Origin of the sequence: Pedobacter sp. N36a (assembly GCF_014472395.1) — a bacterium.
Lineage (GTDB): Bacteria > Bacteroidota > Bacteroidia > Sphingobacteriales > Sphingobacteriaceae > Pedobacter.
Genome location: NZ_JACSZW010000017.1, coordinates 1 through 19,756, shown reverse-complemented (window position 1 = coordinate 19,756; position 19,756 = coordinate 1). Strand labels below are relative to the sequence as shown.

Genomic DNA, 19,756 nt, shown 5'->3' with positions numbered 1-19,756 from the left:
TGTATTTCATTTTTGAGCTTTGTAGGCATCATTCTGTATTCCAAAGCATTATAGGTGCAATTTTCTGTTTTTAAGTATAAATCGCAGCTGTGATGAGTATCATTTGGCATGTTGACAGTGGTCACTTGAAAGACCGCCCGTAATACAGAAATTTAGGTAACTAAAAAATCAATCAATTATGAAAACTCTAGTAAAATCAACTAATTTTCCATCCTTACGTTCAGCGATGGAAGATTTTTTCAACACCGATTTTTTTAATAAACCGTTTATGTCTACTGAATTTCTTCCAGCAGTAAATATTCGTGATGAAGAGGATAGTTACGAACTCGAAATGTCTGCACCAGGCTTTAAAAAAGAAGATTTCAAAATTACTTCAGAAGATGGGCTACTGACGATTAGTGCGGAAACCAGCACTGAACACAAAGAGGAAAAAAAGAACTATACAAGAAAAGAATTCTCCAGTTCTTCTTTTTCAAGGAGTTTTAGTCTTCCAGATAATATTGAAGAAGAAGATGTGAAAGCAAATTATAAAAATGGATTGTTGAAGCTCAGTTTTAAAAAGTCGTTTAAAACGCCGCACAATAAAAAGCAGATCAGTATCGAGTAAATGATCTTGTTAAAAATGAAAATGCTGGAATAACCAACCTGCATTTTCATTTTAAGAATGTATTCTACATTGGAAGGATTAAGTTGTACATCAATTAAATGAAATGAAAACTATTCTGATTCCTACAGATTTCTCGGAACCTGCACAAAATGCAGCGTATTACGCTTTGCAGCTAAATAAGGTTTTATCATGTAATTTAACTTTATGTCATGCGTTTATTATTCCTTCAGCGCTGGCAATTCCACAGGTTGCCTGGCCCTTGTACGAGTATGCTGCGATGCAAGAGTCCACAATTAAGCAATTGGATTTATTTGCTGATCGGCTTAAAGTCTTTTTTAAAAATGACCCGGATACTAAATTTTCACTGCCGCCGGAAATATCTTGTGAAAGTGAGGTGGGAACCGTTTCAGATTTGATACACAAATTGGTTAAGGAAGTTCGTCAAACGATGGTGGTGATGGGAATGTCTGGAATGGGGGAGGTGACCAGGTTTTTCCTTGGAAGTATCAGTCATCATTTAATTAATCATACGCAAGTGCCAATTCTGCTTATTCCTGCTGAACTGAAATTCGCTCCTATAAAAAGAATTGCGTTTGCTACAGATTTTAGTCATAAGGACCTAGAAGTTATCCGATCTCTTACAGGTTTAGCGGCTAAGTACGATGCGGATTTAGTGATTACGAATGTTAAGGAAGAATGGGTCAACGAAAAGGAACATCATCAAAAAGAGCATTTATTTCTGGATAATTTGATTAAGGAAATTAATTATTCAAAGATCTATATTCAGCACATTACAGTGATTGATATTGATGATGGACTTCAGCTTTTGAGTACCGAATTTAAAATTGATATGGTGGTTATGGTGCATAAAAAAGCTGGGATGCTGCATCGTTTATTGGTAGGAAGTCACACCCAGACTTTGGCAAAACAGATTAAGATCCCATTGTTGGTAATTCCGGAAAATTTACACCCCATCTTTTAACCTCTTCTGATTAGGATAGTAAAAGCACTTTGACAAAGTTTTAAACTTAAACCAATGCCAACCCAGCAGTCCATGCTGGTTTCATTTTTTGTCACCATGATTTTTAACCTCCTCAGTGGACTGTACACGCCAATAGAAAGTATGCCGGCATGGGCGCAAATGATTACGCGGTTTAATCCGGTATCTTACTTTATCGAAGTGATGCGTATGGTTATGTTAAAAGGCAGCGGGCTTGTAGACATTAGGTACCATATCTTAGCGATGTTTGGCTTCGCTTTTTTTTGAAACTTTAGGATGGCATATGGAATGCCGGTCATTACACTTATTATGAGAAAGCCCTCAATTCAAAGTTTTTGGAGTTTAAGTCAGCCTGAGGCTTTGATTCAGGTATCTGGAAATTTGAATGGATTGGATTCAAAACAGGCCTCCTCTCGTTTGAAATTGTATGGGGCAAATACGTTGAAAGATAATCGCAGTAATTCTGGGATTTTATTGTTTTTGTTCCAGTTCAAAAGCCCGATCACGTTACTACTGATTGGGGCGGCGTTATTGTCGGCATTTTTAGGGGATATACCCGATACCCTGATCATTTTAGTCATTGTGATGCTCAGTAGTATCCTGGGTTTTTGGCAGGAGAGGGCTGCGACTAATGCTGTTCGGGAATTGCTGAAAATGGTTCAGCTGAAGACTAAAGTCATTAGGGCTGGTAAAGCAGTTCTATTGCCTGTCGAGTCCATCGTACCCGGGGATGTGGTGGTTTTAATTGCGGGAGATATTGTGCCGGGAGATGCTTTATTACTGGAATCTCAGGAGTTGTTTGTAGATGAGGCTGCATTTACTGGTGAAACTTATCCGGTAGAAAAAAAATGCGGCGTTTTACCGGCCACAACAGGGCTTGCAAAAAGGAGCAATGCTGTTTTTATGGGATCGCATGTCATTAGCGGTACAGCAAGGGCCTTGATCATCCATACTGCGGAACAAACAGAATTTGGTAAGATTTCCTTAAAACTGCAGTCCAAAACCCCTGAAACAGATTTCGAAAGGGGAATTCGCCGATTTGGCTACCTGCTGATGGAGATTACGCTTTTGCTGGTATTCATTATTTTTGCTTCAAATGTTTTACTGCATAAGCCTGTTTTGGATTCATTCCTTTTTTCTTTGGCCTTAGCGGTTGGCCTGACCCCACAGTTATTGCCGGCAATAGTGAGTGTAAACCTGGCCGCCGGAGCGAAGAGAATGGCTGCGCAGCAAGTGATCGTAAAACGGTTGTCATCCATTGAAAATCTGGGCAGTATGAATATTTTATGTTCCGATAAAACAGGAACGATAACCGATGGAAAGGTAAACTTGAAGGGTGCTTTGAATGCGAATGGTGATTCTAGTGAAAAAGTAATGCGTTATGCCTGGCTGAATGCGTCATTACAAAAGGGTTTTCATAATCCGATAGATGAAGCCATTTGTAGGAGTTACCAAGCTGAAAATAGCAATTTTAAGGTTCAATCTGAGGTGCCCTACGATTTTATTCGTAAAAGGTTAACTATACAGGTTAGGACAGCTACAGAGAATCTTGTAATCTCCAAAGGGGCATTCAAGAGTATATTGTCTGTCTGTTCCCGTGTTGAATTGCCGAATGGGGATCTGGCGGATATAGCTGGGCAGGAGAAAGCGCTGATGAATTTGTATGAAAAATTCAGTAATTCAGGCTTTCGTACACTTGGACTTGCGTATAAAGATGGAGTGGAGTCTCATAACTTCAGTCGGCAGGACGAAAAGGAGATGATATTCTTAGGATTCATCACGCTCTTCGATCCTCCTAAGGCTAATGTCGGGGCGGTCATTACTGAACTTAACCAACTTGGCGTATCACTGAAGATCATCACTGGAGATAACTTGCTGGTGGCGAGGAGTCTCGCGCTGGAGGTTGGACTTCAGGATCCTGTGATGCTTACGGGTTCGGAAATGCATAAAATGAGCACTGCAGCCTTAGTACATCAAGCGGTGCTGACCAATATTTTTGCTGAGGTAGAACCGAATCAGAAGGAAAGAATTATAATGGCCTTGAAAAAGGCAGGAAATGTAGTCGGTTTTATAGGTGATGGGATCAATGATGCTCCGGCGCTGCATATTGCTGATGTAGGCATATCTGTTGATACAGCTGTAGATGTCGCAAAACAAGCTGCGGATATTGTTTTATTAAGTCATGGCTTAGATGTGCTGATCAAGGGGGTGCTGGAAGGCCGGATCACTTTTACAAATACGATGAAGTATATATTTATGGCTACCAGTGCAAATTTTGGAAATATGTTTAGCATGGCAGGTGCTTCTTTATTCCTGCCTTTTTTGCCCTTGTTACCCAAGCAAATTCTATTAACGAACCTGCTGACCGATTTTCCGGAGATGGCCATCGCCACAGATTGGGTAGATCAAGTTAATATTCAGAAAGCGCAGCGCTGGGATTTGAGCTTTATCAAACGCTTCATGATTATCTTTGGATTGTTGAGTTCTGCATTTGACTTTTTGACATTTTATGTATTGCTGCATGTGCTGCAAGCGGATGAAAAGGTTTTTCAAACAGGATGGTTCACAGAGTCAGTCATCTCTGCTACATTGATTGTACTGGTGGTTCGTACCCGGCTTCCTTTTTTCAAGAGTTTGCCAGGTAAACTACTTTCAGTAGCCACAGTTGGGATTTTGCTGGTGGTTCTGCTATTGCCACTCACACCTGCTGTATATTGGTTTGGGTTTGTGCGTTTACCTCTTTCTTTTTATCCCTTCATCCTGACTATAATTGCTGCTTATATTGTTGCTGCGGAGCTATTGAAACACTGGTTCTATAAAAAGATGATGAGGGCTTAAGGTATATATCATGAGTAAATCGGAGATTATTTTTCTTGAAGGTCCACAATCGAGATGGAAGGATTTATTATTTACCCTCAAGATCACGAGGGAATTTATCCGGGGATTTAGACAACTACATTTCATAGGTCTGATGCCTGGCGGTTATGGCACCCTAGATGAATTCTTCCAATTGTGATTTTTGGTAAGGTTTACCATGAAAAGAAAGAAGTATAGCACAATATGGATTACATCCGGAGAGAAAATCAAAACCATTTAAGTGGCTATTGGAAAGCCGCTAAAAAATCAAATCAGGACTTCTTTTTTAACGATTTCCAATGCTGCATTAAGGCTGTATTTTATGGGAATACCCGTTGGGATCTCTGTTTGTACGATTTCTTCGGGACTCAGGTTTTCAAGATACATCACCAATGCCCTCAAGCTATTGCCATGGGCTACAATCAGTACGGTTTTACCTAGGTTTAAATGCGCTGCAATTGTTGATTTGAAATAAGGAACCACTCTATTGTAAGTATCCTTAAGACTTTCAGCGCCGGGTGCTGCGGTATTGAACGACCGACGCCAAAGGATGACTTGTGCTTCACCATATTTCAACGCAGTTTCGCTTTTATTTAAACCTTCCAGGTTTCCGTAAGACCTTTCATTCAGTGCTTTGTCTTTAAGTACCGGTATGGCTGATGGTCCGATTTCCTTAAGGATGATATCTAAAGTATGCTGTGCCCGTTTTAAGCTGGATGTAAATGCAATATCAATGTGTTCAGTTTTCAGCCTGATACCAGCTAATGTGGCCTCCTGGATGCCTTTATTGCTGAGCTCAACATCTTGCCACCCAGTGAAGCGGTTTTCCTGGTTCCATATGGATTGTCCATGTCTTAGAATGATCAGAATAGGAGTATTTCCATTCGATTTAGGTGCTGTCATCGTCGTTTCTATAGCAAGAATTAATCACTACTGAGCTCAGTTGGATTAGTAAGGCACAATATGGTTTTCATGATAGGAGATTTTACAAATTGATACCCTGCGTAGGGCAGACTTTAAAAGGTTCATTTCATTTCTGTGGGATGGTCGCTGAGGACTGCTACAATCTGGCTGTACAGCACCATTTCTGATTTATTCCTCAATGCAAATGCTGAGGCTATGGCATAGCAGGTTCTGAGAATGAGTTTATTTATGGCTGCGGTAAATAGCTGCTGATGATTTCTTTTATAAGTTTTAAACTCGGGGATTACTTTTTTAATATTCCAGTCATTTGCGCTAAGCCAGTCAAATGTGATGAAGATATAATAGACAAAATCTGTTCCATATTCGTCCAGTTTATCCTCAATGGGATGCCATTCCTTTTTAACTATAATTTTCAATTCATTTACTTCTTCTTCTCTGATGGTGCCATCTATGGCTGCCATTGCATAAAACAGTTTCGAAAGTTGCTGATAGAAAATTCTTAGTTTGCGATTTGAGGTTTCCATATGCAAAGTAAACACTATTGGCGCAGGATTATGATGATGAATATCATTTGTACACTTGACCGGTATCAAGTGCTTTTATCTCCTAATGTGCTGAAAGTCATGACTATGAATGATCGTTATCATTATTTAATTGACTGTAAGTTAGTTAGTTTGTGTGACTAAAAGATTCGCTTATGACACCGTTGAGGAAAACCTGTTTTGCCATCAAGATTAAGCTATATTTTCTATTGGTTTTCTTGCTGCCACTGGGTACGCAAACAGTGGCCTCTGTGATAAATTCAGCGCCTGCGTTTAAGCCTCAGCTCAGCCAGGACAAAGCGGTAGCATCTGTCATCAGAAAAGTGCTCAAGTCAGGTCTGGAGACTGAAAAATTTCATTATCCAAAATCAGTACTGCGGCTTTATAGTCAATCAGAATTTGAACCGATATGGATCACACCTGAAAAGGATATACTCAGAACCTGGGAGGCTTTACTGATGTTGGATTGTGTGCTGCAATTTGGGCTGAACCACGCTGATTACCATCCCAAAGACCTTTTGTATCGTACTATGCATGATATTTTGGAGAAATCATCGAAAGTGAATGCTAGTCAGAAAGCATGGTTTGATATGCTGCTGAGCGATGCATTGATTACTTTCATGAACCATTTGCATTTTGGAAAACTTAATCCGGTTTTTACGCCTGCCAAATTGGATCAGGGGAACGTGCAGGGCTTTTGTGCAGAAGATATTTTACTAGATGCGTTGAGGCAGCCTGATTTTATGGCCGCCGTGCTCAATGTTCAGCCAAAACTTAGCGCATATGTATTGATGCAGGACTACATGAAACTGATAAAAGGTCAGTATACAGAGGATTGTTATGAGAGCCCAGAAGGTATCGTCAGAAAGCTGGCCATTAATATGGAACGGCTTCGCTGGGAGTCCATTCAGGAAGCTACTTTTATTCAGGTAAATATTCCCTCCTATACGTTGAAATTACAGCTGCCGGATACCAGCTATTTATTTAAGGTAGTACTGGGTAGGCCCAGCAGTCCAACTCCTGTATTACATCGCTCCATCAGCCGGTTTTCAACCCTGGTTCGGCCTGTTGCTGATCAGGTTTATGGGGGCGTGTTTTTTAGATTTCAGCATACCTTTGGTATCTATATCAATGATGCACTGGAACAGCAGCTTTTTGAACCTGAAATGCGGGCATTAAGCCCTGGCTATATACAGGTTCAGCAGGGCGAAAAGCTCGCTAAAATACTGCTCAATGCAGATGGACAAATGCAAAAGAGCGATTTACTGCATCAGGCAATTGCTCAGGCTCAGCAAAAGACATTTAACCTCAAAACGCCGATTCCATTAAAAATCACTTACCTCACCTGCGCAATTGGTGAAAATGGTCTTGTGGAGTATGATGACATCTATCAAATGGACAAAGCGCTGGAACTGGCTTTTTACGGCTGGGGCAATCTTCCGATGCAAAAGCAAAAAAAAGATAAATAGGAGTAGGATTCAACTTAACATTTAAATATAAATGACTATGAAAAAGATAATAATACCCACAGACTTCTCTGTGCCAGCCGAAAATGCTGCGCGCTATGCTTTAGCATTAGCTAAGAAGTTGAAGGCGGATATTCTATTGTGTAATGCATTTAAAGTCCCTGCTGAAGCACCAATGGCATCACGAGTAGCTTGGCCATTGATGGATTACGCGGCGCTAAAAGAAGAGGTCAACGGTGATTTGGACGTCATGGTTAAATCATTGATTGATCCATCATGCTCCCTTGAAGAAGAGGAATATTGTCCAAATTTAGACTATGAAAGTGGTGTTGGAAGTGTGACTGAGGTGGTGGCTGAACTTGCTGGAAAGGAAAAGGCAGATCTGGTGGTGATGGGGATTGCCGGCGCTTCTGGGCTCACTCAATTTATTTTGGGGAGCAATAGTAAAGAAATGATTGAAAAGGCGACGGTACCTTTATTGCTGGTACCCTATGAGGCAGGTTTTAAGAAGATTAGAAAAATTGCATTCGCAACAGATCTAAATCTAGAGGATTTGCAGGTTCTTGAATTTTTGCTGAACCTGGCCTCACCTTTAAATGCGCAGATTACGATTGTTCATATTACAAATAAGGAGGTTGGCGCTCAAAGCAAGGTGCAGGAAAAAACAGATGATTTTTTCAATAAAATAAAGCCCATTATCAAAAGTTCAGGCATAAAATATGAGTATATATGGAATATAGATGTTGATAATGGACTGCAATGGATTGCTGGACAAGAGGATGTTGACCTGATAGCTATTGCTCATCGTCAGCACAATCTATTGGGGAAAATATTTAAGGGAAGCCATACTCAAAAACTCTCCAGACATACAAAAATCCCTTTATTGGTTTTCTCCCCGAAATATATGGAAATTTTAAAGCCTGTATCCTGAAATCTTAATCATCTAAGCATATGAAAAATTTTCTCGCTGTTTTTGACGGCTACAAATTATGTGAAAGTACCTTTAATTACGCTATTGCATTAGCAAAAAAATCTGACAGTTGTCTGACAGGTGTTTTTCTTGATGCTTTTTTTTATCATAATTATAACCTAAGTAAGGTATTAAAAGATTCGTCCGATCCGGAATCCGATATGAAAGTTTGGAATGAAAAGGATCAATTGCAAAGAGATGAGTCGGTATCTCAGTTTCAAAGATTATGTGAGCAGGCAGAAATTAAATATGCGATTCATCGGGATAACAGTATTGCAGTAGAAGAATTGCAGTATGAAAGTATGTTTGCTGACCTCATCATTGTAAACAAACATGAGAAATTTACAAGGACTGATGAAAAGAAACCATCTGGGTTTATAAAAGAGATGTTGGCAGATGTTCAATGTCCGGTAATTGTGGTTCCTGATCATTTCCAAATTCCTGAAAAAATAGTGCTGTTATATGATGGTAGTCCGTCTTCAATCTTTGCGATAAAAATGTTTAGCTATCTTTTTAAGGATTGGGGAGACCTTCCTGTCGACTTAGTTTCTGTGAATGAAGGAGATGTTGCAGAGGGACACCTTCCCGGAAACATCTTGATGGTAGATTTTATAAATCGGTGTTTTCCAAATGCAAATTATAGCTTATTAAATGGAAATGTAGAAGAAAATATACTGGCTTACTTAAATGATTCTGGAAAGAATGACTTGGTTGTATTGGGTGCTTACAGAAGGAGTAAATTTTCCAGGTGGGTTAAACATAGTTTAGCAGACGTGCTCATGAACGGTTTGGATAAACCTTTGTTTATCGCACACCATTAAGGCCGAATAGTGAACCCATTTAGATTGGTGAAAAATCATTTGTCATATTTTATTACCTTAAAAACGAACGTATCATGGAATATGTTAAAAAATTTAGCGAGATAGGCATGAAAGACATTGCTCAGGTGGGCGGAAAGAATGCTTCCTTGGGTGAGATGTTCACTAATTTAACACCTAAAGGCATTTTAATACCAAAAGGTTTTGCGGTTACTGTGCAGGCATATCAGTACTTTGTTCGTTGTAACCAACTGGAGGAAGCCTTAGCGCAACTCATGAAATCATTAGACAAAAATGAATTCAAGAATTTGGCAGAGGTAGGCGCAAAGGCCAGGGCGCTGATGATGTCTGGCCGTCTGACCAATGAACTTGGTATGGCTATTCTAGGTGCTTATGATGCCATGTTCGATGATGGGGCACAAGAAGTCGCTGTCCGAAGCAGTGCGACCGCTGAAGACCTTCCTGAGTCCAGTTTTGCTGGTCTCCATGAGTCCTATTTAAACATTAGGGGGAATTATACCCTTCTTCATGCCGTTAAACAATGTTTTGCCTCATTGTATACGGATAGGGCGATTAAATACCGGGAGGATAAAGGTTTTGAACATGGCAAAGTATTTCTTTCTGTTGGGATACAGGAGATGATCCGTTCAGACATTGGCTGTTCAGGTATTGGCTTTACCCTGGAGCCGGAATCTGGATTTAGAAACATTGTACATATTGCCGGGGTATGGGGACTAGGGGAAAACATTGTTCAGGGGACAGTGACTCCTGATGAGTTTCTGGTTTTTAAACCTAGTCTGGAGAAAGGCTTCCGTGCTGTGATACAAAAGAATTTGGGCAGTAAACATAAAATGATGTCTTATGCTGAATTGGATGACGATGTCAATTCTACGGTAAACAACGATACACCAGCAGATTTGCAGGATAAGTTTGTATTGGAGGATATAGAAATAGAAAAGCTGGCTAAATGGGCGCTGATTATTGAAAAACACTATCAAGTACCGATGGATTTTGAGTGGGCAAAGGATGGGATTGGTCATCAGCTATATATCATACAGGCGCGTCCTGAAACCGTCCATTCGCAGCGAAAAATCTTGCAGTTGAAGTCCTATCATTTGGAGCAAAAGGGCATAGAATTAACAAGAGGCGAAGCGATTGGCAGCAGGATTGTGAGTGGTCCGGCTAGAATTTTAACTTCTCCGAAGGAAGCTGGTAAGCTCCATCAAGGCGATATTTTAATTACAGATACCACAAGTCCAGATTGGGATCCAATATTGAAGAAAGTGGCGGGAATAGTCACAAATCGAGGGGGAAGAACCAGCCATGCTGCAATCATTGCCAGAGAGCTGGGGGCTGCTGCGATTGTTGGGACGACCAATGCAACAGCGCAGATCGTAGATGGGGATTTAATTACATTGGACTGTTCTGCAGGTAAGACGGGTTTTGCCTATCAGGGGCAGTTAAACTGGAAAGAAACTGTTGTCAATATGGAAGATGTTGATCTTCCTGCGAGCCCTAAGGCGCAGCTGATCATTGCTGATCCTGAAAAGGCTTTTGGGCTGTCATTTTATCCCAATCATGGTGTTGGTTTACTGCGACTCGAATTTTTGATCAGCAATTGCGTTAAAATTCATCCTATGGCGCTGATTAAGCCGGATCAGGTCAGCGATGAAAAGGAGAGATTAGAAATTGAGGAACTCACAAGGTTATACGCTGACAAGGAAACCTATTTTGTAGATCAGCTTTCAAAGGGAGTTGCGACCATCGCTGCGGCTTTTTACCCGAAAGAAGTTATTGTTCGGATGAGTGATTTTAAATCCAATGAATATGCAGGATTGATCGGCGGACAGTCGTTTGAGCCCAAGGAAGAAAATCCCATGCTTGGCTTCCGGGGAGCATCCAGATATCACCATGAGCGTTACCGGGAAGGTTTTCGATTGGAATGTGAGGCGATGAAGCTGGTAAGAAATGAAATGGGCCTGACCAATGTGAAATTGATGATACCTTTTTGCCGTACCGTTCAGGAGGGGAAGAAAGTAATTGAATTGATGAAAGAATTTGGGCTGAAACAAGGAGACAATGGGCTTGAAATTTTTGTGATGGCAGAAATACCTAGCAACATCATACTGGCGGAAGAATTTGCGGAGGTATTCGACGGTTTCTCTATTGGTTCAAATGACCTTACACAGCTGACTTTAGGAATCGACCGTGATTCGGCACTGGTGGCTGATTTATTTGATGAGGAAAATGCCGCCAGCAAATTTCTAATTGTTCAAATGATCCAGAAAGCTAAATTATTGAATAAGAAAGTCGGACTTTGCGGGCAAGCTCCCAGTGATTCGGAGTCTTTTACCCATTTGTTGGTCGAAAATGGAATCAGTAGCATCGCATTTAATGCGGATGCTTTGATCAAGGGGATTGCTACGATTAATAAAGCGCTAAAACAAGAAGTCAGTTCTTCATTTTAATCATTTTATTCCAATTTATCAACACCAGCTCGTTGATTGATCTCACCCTGCGAAAAAGAAAATTGGTTTAACGCGCTGCGGTAGGCTCGCTCCAGCGGTCCATAATATTTATGGTATGGCTGGCTATTTCTTCTAGCGCTTCTTTTGTCAAAAATGCCTGGTGTGGACTTATCAATACATTTGGGTAACTCATTAATTCGGAGAATAATGTATCTCTGACCTCGTCGACTTCATGATCTTCAAAAAACAAGCCTTTCTCATACTCATAAACATCCAAACCTAAGTAGCCAATTTTTTTGCTTTTTAAAGCAGCCAAAGCAGCTGTTGTTTTAATGAGATCACCACGGGCGGTATTGATGATCATCACCCCATCTTTCATTAATTGTAAGGTGTCCTCGTTAATCATGTGTGTGGTAGCTGGGGTAAGTGGAGTATGCAGCGAAATGACGTCCGACTCCCGTAATAAGGTATCAAGAGCTACTATTTCAACATGCTTTATTTTTTGTGGCTTGATATCATAACCCAGCACTTTACAACCTAATCCATTGAATATAGCAGCAGTAGCAGTACCAATATGTCCAAGGCCTATGAGTCCTACGGTTTTTCCGAAGAAGTTGAAACCTGTTAGGTGATCCAGACAAAAGTTAAACTCCCGGCATTGCTGATTTGCCTGAATTAAATGGCGGCTTAGCGCTAGGGCGAGTGCTAGCGTGTGCTCAGCAATTGCCTGTGGTGAATAGGCCGGTATATTGGCCACTTGAATTCCAAGTTTCTTTGCTGCTTGGATATCAATGTGGTCGGTACCCACTGATCGGGTAAGAATGTATTGAATACCAAGGGCTGATAGTTTGTGGATAATGGGGGCGGTGACCTCATCATTTGTGAAAACAATCACGGCTTGATTTCCTTTTGCAAAACAGGCTGTTTCCGCCTTTAATGCGTCGGAAATTAAGGTGATGTCATGCTTTTTATCATTTGCTTTGATCAGCAGATCTTTCTCCACTGCTTTTGTGCTATAACATATTGCTTTCATTTGATGATAGATTTAAGTTGTTGGTTCTTTACAATTTGAGCGTATATATCTCTTACATCGTTTATATGACAGAGTTCAGTTCCTTGGTTCATTGTCGCTGCAGTTCCACAGGCTACACCATATTTTACAGATTCAATCAAGCTGTTGTTGTTCGAAAGGCTGAGGGTAATACCCGCCAGCATACTATCCCCGGCACCAACAGTACTTTGGACGGCTACTTTAGGAGCAGTGATCATATAAGCCCCCTCAACCGTGGTCAGTATAGCTCCTTCAGGTCCAAGGGAAGTGACCACAGCTTCGCACTGATATTGGCTGATGATTTCTTTTGAGGCTTGTTCGACTTGATCAATGCTGAGCTGCGCTGCACCAACGAGCATTGCTAGTTCTTTCAGATTTGGTTTAATCAGAAAAGTTCCATTTTTTACAGCATATTTTAATGCTGCACCAGAAGTGTCAACGATCAGTCTTGCTCTTTTCAATTGAGCAGTTTTGTACAGACTTTCAAAAACATCAGATGGTATTCCTATAGGAAGACTGCCACTTACCACCATATATTTAACATCGGGAATGTTGGCTAAGGCCTGAATGCAATTTTTCCACTCCTTGTCTGCGACCGGATCACCAGGCATTCCAAAGCGAAACTGCTGATTGCTGGCGATCTCTTTTACGACTAGATTTTCTCTTGTTAGGCCGGCCGTTTTAATAGAAATAATATCAATTTCTTCTTTTAGCAGTAATTCAGTAAATGTCTTTCCGGTGTAACCCCCGGATAAGTAAATTGCTGTGGCATTTCCTCCAAGCCGTTTGATCGCTCTTGCTACATTAATTCCACCCCCACCAGGCTGATAGATAGGGGCACTGCAGTTTAATTTTTTCTCAGGAATGAGTAGAGGTACGGTCGTACTTTTATCAATAGCCGGGTTAAAAGTTATCGTGACTATAGTCGCCATATGTTATGATTTTATAATGCATTTAAACTAGCTATTCGTAAATATCTTCATTATGCAGTAAAATAACCATGAGGCTACGCATACAATTTCGTGTTTTTTATCACGAGCTAAGGTGTTGAAAATCATTGTTTTTGTAAAGAAGTAGGTTCATCTTTATGATTGTCTAATCAACGGTGTTATGAATGAAGTCATTTTACAATCCCTGGCTGCTGCTGCGACCCGTATTTCCTTGCATTATGCGGATGATTTCCTGAGCATCAGCAAGGAGGAGTTCCTGGAAATGAACAACCAGATTACGATTAACCAGGATTACATTAACACGATGGGTTACATTAAAGATAAGCGGAGTAAAATTATCATTGCGGCCAGTGGGATGCTGACAGGTGGAAGAGTGCTGGAATATTTAAAACATTATTTAGGGGATAGCCGAAATACAGTGCTGATTATTGGGTTTCAGGCAGAGGGTACCAGAGGCCGTGCCTTGCTTAACAAAACACATGAAGTGAAAATTCATGGTAAGTATTACGGAGTTGAAGCTGGGGTCATAGAAATTCAGGGCTTATCCGCTCATGCGGACCAGAGGGAGCTGATGAACTGGATCAGGAAATTTGAAAAGCCTCCAAAACAAATATTGCTGGTTCATGGAGAGCCCTGCGCACAGGAAGCATTGCTTGTTAAAATCCAAACGGAATTAAACCTTCCAGTGAAGATTATGAAACAGCATCAGGATGTTTTACTTTTTACGATATAAAGCGAGGTCATTCTAAATTGTAATGCTTATTAAATGGGATGGAAGGGAATCCTAATTTTAGGCAATATCAATTTTTTGTTCCAGGTATACCTCATCCGCTTATTTTATTGTTTAGTAAATGACTTTTTCAAATAGAAAAGCAGACTAAAACTACTCACCGAATAGCGCTATTTTTTAGGAGCACCCAAATCGATCACCGTTGTCAGATACTGCCCGCCTTACCTGGCCCTGAATTACTTGCTATGCGAGTAGTAAATTTCATGTCGATCCAAACTTAAAAATTAAGCTTTCACCTGCTGAATTTACCAGTTATAAATTGAAATTAACTTTTAACAAGATTGTGCGCCCTGGCAACAAATAGCTAGTTGTTTGACTTGTTAGATCGGCGAGGGAAACTGTTCGGTAACTTTTGACATGCCATAAATTAACAGCCTGTAATTCCAGATCAAATCCTAGCTTTGTGAAACGATATTTTGTGGTAACATCCATAAAATTATACGTATTTGATTTCATTCCATCTTGTACATAGTAACGGAGATCATCAGTGAGATTAAAACTCAATAAGGCTGTTGGCAAGTAGCTAAAGGTAATTTTATTGTTGATCTGGTTCGTTTTTAACGAATTTTCTGCGCCCTTTATCTTACTTATATATTTGGTGAAATTTCCTTCATAGCTGAGATTAAATTGTTGTGAAACTTTAGATTCAATATGAAGGCGAAGATTTGGGGCATTGCTATTAACAGGTAATAGCGTTCCATTCTGAATCAGGTTGTTTTGAGCAATTTGCCAGGATAATCCTGCGGCTACAGTAGTATGCATAGGAAATACATACTTACTTAATCTACCGTTAAATGTCCAAGAGATACTATTGTTTTCAAATGGGAGGACCACAAGCCTTTGAACTGTTGGTGTAACAAAACTGGAATTGATATTGCTGTTTTCTGTGCGATTATATAAAATCCCCAAGGAAGCAAAGAAAAGAGATAAGGTTTTGCGATAGTTGTAACTGAGATTCCCTGTATGGACCCTCCGCTGATTGATGGGCGCATTGTTTGCTTTGAGAAAGTTAAAACTACTCAGGATATAACCCCTGAAAGCATCCTCCACCGTCCCGATATCATTTTTGTAATTGTAGCCCATTTGGATATTGTTCCCCCTTCCAAGCTTATATTTCAGAAAGAAATCCGGATTAACATAAAGTTGCTCCGATTTCGAATTAACCAGATAGGTATCATCCCTATATTTGACATTGCGGAAGTTTAAGGGTACTGTGAGACTTACTCTTATTTTTTCGGTGTTTATACTAAAGGTAGCCTCTGCCAAAAGCCGTAATCTTTGCCAGCTTAATCTATTCATTGAACTGTCGGGTAGGGCGGCGTGGAAAGTAGCCCCATCAACAACATCAAGCGAAGAATTCAATTTTTGCGATTGAAGGAAAATTCCTGTTTTATATTCCTGATGGAAAATTCCTTTTTGAAGCCGGAAAGTAACAAATTGATTCGCGGTCCAGTTCGGAATGCTCGCATCCTGCAATAACAGGTTGTAGCCGATATTCTGGTTAAATAAATCTGGAAGAATACCGGGACTGATTATTCTTGTTTCAGGATTATTATAGCGGTTCAGGTAGCTATAAAATTCCAAAACGTTTCCGGATTTTGTTTTTTTCATCAACCGCAATTCATTGGAGAGATCAAACTCGCTACTATTTTGATGCTGATCAAAACTTGCGTCATTTTGCAGGGATGTGGCAAAAGCATTACTGCTGGAGGAGCGAAGCAGCAACACATTTTTCAAGAAATATTTAGCTCTATTGATATCCAGTGTCATTTGCCCCTGGAAAACATTGGGACTGACCCGGCTTTGTTGTTCTTCAGTATAGCTAATAGTACCGGTGGGTAAGACTATGGCCGTTTCCCTTTTATAAACCTGTCTCCGCTGATCCAACATGTAGAAACCGTTGAGCTTTAGCTGTACTTCATTCTTTAAATTAACAAGATTGTTTAAGTTTAGCAAACCGGATTGATTAAGTAAATACCTGCTGCGGGGCAGATCGGGGCTACTTGCAAGTCCCAGTGAAATAAGGGAACCTGGTTTCGTGTTATCCGTCCTGTTGAGATAATCGACAAGGTTGTGCGAAATAATATCTTCTTCCAGATCAATACCTATATTATTTGCTTTAAGCGAATTTATGGCTTTGTACTTTCGTTTAAACAGCATCGCGTTTAAGTCTGCAAAATACTTTTCAGGCGTTCCGGCTCCAATACTTTCCTGCCCCATCAGAAACCGGGCTTCCTCTTTGATGGAGAGGTTCAAAGCTACCTCACCAGTTGGCGTCTTATCCCGCAACAATTTTACCGGTTGATGGTTTTCATAAATCTGAACTTTGTCAACTGCATTTTGCGGAATGGATCGTGTAGCAATATTATACCGGTCGTCCAATAGGTCATCACCATCAATGTAAAAGTTAGAAATTGCCTTTCCGTTGTAGGATATTTTACCATCTGTAGCAACTTCAATTCCCGGCATTCTTTTAATCACATCGCCAATTACCCGATCATTAAGATTACTGAAATCTGAAACCAGATAGCTCAGGGTATCACCTTTCTGTCGCAGGTACGGCTTCGAGTTTTTTACAGTAACAGTTTCCAGTTGATGCACATCAGGAGCAAGGATAAAATTATAGATCGACCTAAGCGTCGAATATGGAGTTTGTTGTTTTTTAAACCCTATGCAAGTTACTTCAACTATAAATGCGGAATTCTTCTGCTCTTTTTTCGGGAGCACATATTCGCCTCTGCTATTGCTGATCACATAACTAACAATAATACCATTGTTTTTAAGTATTATGTTGGCGTTTGCTATCGGCTGCTTTAGTGAATCAGTTACTTTACCTGTTATAGCCTGTGCCAGACATCCCAAACTAAGAAAAAAAAGGCTAAAAAATATTGGGATACTCCTCATATCCCTCTATTTTTTTTCCAGTTCTATAGGGTTGTTTATGGCGGGTTTTCTTACATAGGGTGTGGATAAAGTAATACTTTGAATTTCTGGCATAACCGTCTTCATAAAGGCAGTAGGGTTCTCAAGAAAGGCTTCCCTTAGTTTTTTGTATTCCGGCTCAGTTGTTTTCACGATTTGCTTGGCTGCTGAGATCTCAATTGGGGCACCATTGTATTTTTGAAAACCAGCGAAATCAAACCTTACCTGTTTTTTTGTATCTGAAGCACTTATGATCAGTCCGGGAAGTCCATTGAGTTTCCAAGGCCCCGAGTGAAAAGGAATTTCAGGACTGAACCAGGCTTCGTATGTTCTTCCTTTCCATGTGCCGGTAGCCTTTTGGCACTTTATTCCGGAAATTGTGGTGGTATCAGCAGTAATCTGCCAGTTGATTTCAGGGTATTGAATATCATAAAGATAATTCTCTACCATTGCATCCGTCTGTTGTGCTTTTTTGGAGGCTGTATAAAGATAGACCTCTGTACCACTTCCATATTTTCCTAATCCTGGAGGCGGGGTCCCTGTTTTTACTTTATCAATATTGGCCCGCATCACAGAATCACTAATCATCCGGTTAAAACTTTTATATACACTGGAAGTAGGGCCTAACATCAATACCATATTATCTTCCGAAACTTTATTTAAGTTAGTTGTATCCCGTATATGCGAGAATTTATAAAAAGCCTTCGCTATTACAGTCTCCGGTTGTTGCGCCCGTAAGCATGTTGCTGATAAAAATAAAACGAAAAGTAGAAGTGCTCGCTTGTTCATCGTATTCCTAATTTAGAAAAAAATAGTCAATTCCAGTTGTTGGTTAATCTATTAAATTTACTCGGAGCAGAACGGAGCTACTGATTGAAAAATCAGCGGAGGTATTGGACATGAGTACCTCAGAGATCAGTAATCTTACGCTAAGTCAGGTCAGTTATACTGAAATCCTGGATTATACCGATCATTTGAAAAGGGAAGCTGGGAGTGTAGGTCATGTGAACCGGAATCTGTTGTCTGTTCAATATTACTTTTCTGGCCTTAAATCCAAGGGCCTTGCAGTCTTTAATCCTGTAGCAGGAATCAGGTTGAAGGGAACGGTAAGAACCATTTCTTATCATCTGCTGGAAAGGGAAGAACTGGAAGAGTTGCAGGATAAGTATGAGGTCAAAGATGTCCGTACTCACCGAAATAAAGTGATGCTTGGTCTGCCGGTCTTTCAGGGATTGAGCAGGCTGGAGTTGGAAACCTTACGTCCTGAACACTTAAAACTAAGAGAAGGTAAGTTCCAGGTGCCCCAGACGGGTAAGAATAATGGAAGAATTCTGTCCCTGTAGCCTGGTCAGATCCTGGACTTACAGGAGTATCTGTTGATCATCAGGCCAAAGTTACAACGTAGTTCTGAGCGGCTTTTTACTGGAAGGAATGATATAGAAAGCTTAAAAAATAGTCTGTTACACTTGAATTATGCGCTTAAAAAGATCAATCCCAAATATCAAAATGTGACTATACCCGATGAGGTGGTCATGAGCAAGATCTATATGGTCCGTGATCAGAAAGTTATGCTGGATAGAGATCTAGCGGAACTGTATGGAGTGGATACCAAGGTGTTAAAGCAGGCGGTAAGACGTCATATTACCCGTTTTCCCGAAGACTTTATGTTTGAAATGACCAAAGAAGAGCTCAAAAGAAGGACGTGGAGGGACACGTTATATGCCTTTTTGCTTTACCGAACAGGGAGTAACGATGTTGTCCTGTGTGTTAAACAGTGAAAGGGCGATTCATGTAAATATCCAAATCATCCGGATCTATACCCGTATACGTGAAATGTTGCTGGCCCATAAAGACGTATTCATTCGTGTTGAACAAGTTGAAAAGCATCTGATGAAACATGATCAGAAGATTGAACTTCTGTTTACTTACCTCAGTAAATTCATTGAAAAAGAAGATCAGCCCAGAACGGAGATCGGCTTTAAGCGAAAGGGAGCATAAGCCTCCACACCATCTTCAGGGTATCATAACTCAGCCAGCTTTTAGCTTCTCTCTGTGTTTTGCTACCCTTCACCCGTACCATGGCCTGCGCTCTGCCGTCATCTTCCGGTCGGTCAGTCTACAATATTAACGGTGATTATCTTAATAGAAAAATCAGTCAGGTACAGAAAAAATGTGAGCCCCGTACTTCAAGACTTTTTAGGTGTTGAGCGAGACGAATACCCATATTATAATGAAAAACTACAAGAAATAATTAATAATATAAACCAATAGCGTCCTAAACGCAAAAAAGGGAAAGAGGAAGTTTTAACACAAAGTTACCTTTGTGGTGCACAAAAACAATCCCCTTTCTCGATGATAAACATAACATTATTTTCACAAATTATATCAAAAT

At 40.3% G+C, this 19,756-nt stretch carries 18 protein-coding genes; 12 read left to right on the top strand and 6 right to left on the bottom strand.

Annotated elements, in window-relative coordinates; translation table 11 throughout:
• The first annotated feature begins 178 nt into the window (after positions 1-178).
• From H9X96_RS21535 to mgtA, 4 genes are all read left to right on the top strand, one after another.
• A complete protein-coding gene (locus H9X96_RS21535) occupies positions 179-607 on the top strand; it encodes an Hsp20/alpha crystallin family protein (RefSeq protein WP_187668269.1) in 429 nt (142 codons plus the stop codon).
• A gap of 103 nt (positions 608-710) precedes the next feature.
• Entirely contained in the window at positions 711-1,589 is an 879-nt protein-coding gene (locus H9X96_RS21530) for a universal stress protein (protein WP_187668268.1), read from the top strand.
• 54 nt (positions 1,590-1,643) lie between these two features.
• Entirely contained in the window at positions 1,644-1,874 is a 231-nt protein-coding gene (locus tag H9X96_RS21525) for an ABC transporter permease (protein ID WP_255431201.1), read from the top strand.
• A 42-nt stretch (positions 1,875-1,916) separates the two neighbouring features.
• Positions 1,917-4,445, top strand: a complete 2,529-nt coding sequence (gene mgtA / locus H9X96_RS21520) for a magnesium-translocating P-type ATPase (RefSeq protein WP_187668267.1) — start codon at positions 1,917-1,919, stop codon at positions 4,443-4,445.
• 285 nt (positions 4,446-4,730) lie between these two features.
• Here the strand turns inward: mgtA and H9X96_RS21515 are convergent, their stop codons facing one another.
• Both H9X96_RS21515 and H9X96_RS21510 read right to left on the bottom strand, forming a co-directional pair.
• Positions 4,731-5,366, bottom strand: a complete 636-nt coding sequence (locus H9X96_RS21515) for a 2,3-diphosphoglycerate-dependent phosphoglycerate mutase (protein ID WP_187668266.1) — start codon at positions 5,364-5,366, stop codon at positions 4,731-4,733.
• A gap of 122 nt (positions 5,367-5,488) precedes the next feature.
• The gene (locus H9X96_RS21510) at positions 5,489-5,911 is read right to left on the bottom strand and encodes a hypothetical protein (protein ID WP_187668265.1); all 423 of its coding nucleotides are present in this window, start codon (positions 5,909-5,911) and stop codon (positions 5,489-5,491) included.
• A 173-nt stretch (positions 5,912-6,084) separates the two neighbouring features.
• Here H9X96_RS21510 and H9X96_RS21505 point away from each other — a divergent pair, with 173 nt between their 5' ends.
• The 4 genes from H9X96_RS21505 (at position 6,085) to ppsA (ending at position 11,651) form a co-directional block, all read left to right on the top strand.
• A complete protein-coding gene (locus H9X96_RS21505) occupies positions 6,085-7,398 on the top strand; it encodes a hypothetical protein (RefSeq protein ID WP_187668264.1) in 1,314 nt (437 codons plus the stop codon).
• Positions 7,399-7,435: 37 nt separating this feature from the next.
• Positions 7,436-8,326 carry a universal stress protein gene (locus H9X96_RS21500; protein WP_187668263.1) on the top strand — a complete coding sequence of 297 codons (891 nt, stop codon included), beginning with the start codon at positions 7,436-7,438 and terminating at the stop codon, positions 8,324-8,326.
• 20 nt (positions 8,327-8,346) lie between these two features.
• On the top strand, positions 8,347-9,186 hold the full coding sequence (locus H9X96_RS21495; protein ID WP_187668262.1) for a universal stress protein: 840 nt from the start codon (positions 8,347-8,349) through the stop codon (positions 9,184-9,186).
• 74 nt (positions 9,187-9,260) lie between these two features.
• A complete protein-coding gene (gene ppsA, locus H9X96_RS21490) occupies positions 9,261-11,651 on the top strand; it encodes a phosphoenolpyruvate synthase (RefSeq protein ID WP_222943961.1) in 2,391 nt (796 codons plus the stop codon).
• A gap of 67 nt (positions 11,652-11,718) precedes the next feature.
• Here ppsA and H9X96_RS21485 read toward each other — a convergent pair whose 3' ends face one another.
• A complete protein-coding gene (locus tag H9X96_RS21485; protein WP_187668261.1) occupies positions 11,719-12,684 on the bottom strand; it encodes a 2-hydroxyacid dehydrogenase in 966 nt (321 codons plus the stop codon).
• On the bottom strand, positions 12,681-13,634 hold the full coding sequence (locus tag H9X96_RS21480; RefSeq protein ID WP_187668260.1) for a 1-phosphofructokinase family hexose kinase: 954 nt from the start codon (positions 13,632-13,634) through the stop codon (positions 12,681-12,683). Before H9X96_RS21480 ends, H9X96_RS21485 begins: the two co-directional genes overlap by 4 nt.
• A gap of 178 nt (positions 13,635-13,812) precedes the next feature.
• On the opposite strand from H9X96_RS21480, the gene H9X96_RS21475 reads away from it, so the two are divergent.
• Complete coding sequence (locus tag H9X96_RS21475; RefSeq protein WP_187668259.1) at positions 13,813-14,385, top strand: MBL fold metallo-hydrolase RNA specificity domain-containing protein; 573 nt, start codon at positions 13,813-13,815, stop codon at positions 14,383-14,385.
• 309 nt (positions 14,386-14,694) lie between these two features.
• Here H9X96_RS21475 and H9X96_RS21470 read toward each other — a convergent pair whose 3' ends face one another.
• Together H9X96_RS21470 and H9X96_RS21465 are read right to left on the bottom strand one after the other, a co-directional pair.
• Positions 14,695-17,346 carry a carboxypeptidase-like regulatory domain-containing protein gene (locus tag H9X96_RS21470; RefSeq protein WP_187668258.1) on the bottom strand — a complete coding sequence of 884 codons (2,652 nt, stop codon included), beginning with the start codon at positions 17,344-17,346 and terminating at the stop codon, positions 14,695-14,697.
• A gap of 6 nt (positions 17,347-17,352) precedes the next feature.
• Positions 17,353-18,153, bottom strand: a complete 801-nt coding sequence (locus tag H9X96_RS21465) for a GLPGLI family protein (RefSeq protein ID WP_187668257.1) — start codon at positions 18,151-18,153, stop codon at positions 17,353-17,355.
• A 110-nt stretch (positions 18,154-18,263) separates the two neighbouring features.
• On the opposite strand from H9X96_RS21465, the gene H9X96_RS21460 reads away from it, so the two are divergent.
• The 3 genes from H9X96_RS21460 to H9X96_RS23010 are packed head-to-tail and all read left to right on the top strand — an operon-like array spanning position 18,264 to position 19,362.
• Entirely contained in the window at positions 18,264-18,707 is a 444-nt protein-coding gene (locus H9X96_RS21460; protein WP_187668256.1) for a hypothetical protein, read from the top strand.
• Between the two features lie 33 nt (positions 18,708-18,740).
• Entirely contained in the window at positions 18,741-19,142 is a 402-nt protein-coding gene (locus H9X96_RS23015; RefSeq protein WP_255431200.1) for an ORF6N domain-containing protein, read from the top strand.
• Positions 19,129-19,362, top strand: coding sequence for a hypothetical protein (locus tag H9X96_RS23010; RefSeq protein WP_255431199.1), 234 nt, complete (start codon positions 19,129-19,131; stop codon positions 19,360-19,362). The genes H9X96_RS23015 and H9X96_RS23010 overlap by 14 nt, the downstream gene beginning before the upstream one ends.
• The last annotated feature ends 394 nt before the right edge of the window (positions 19,363-19,756 follow it).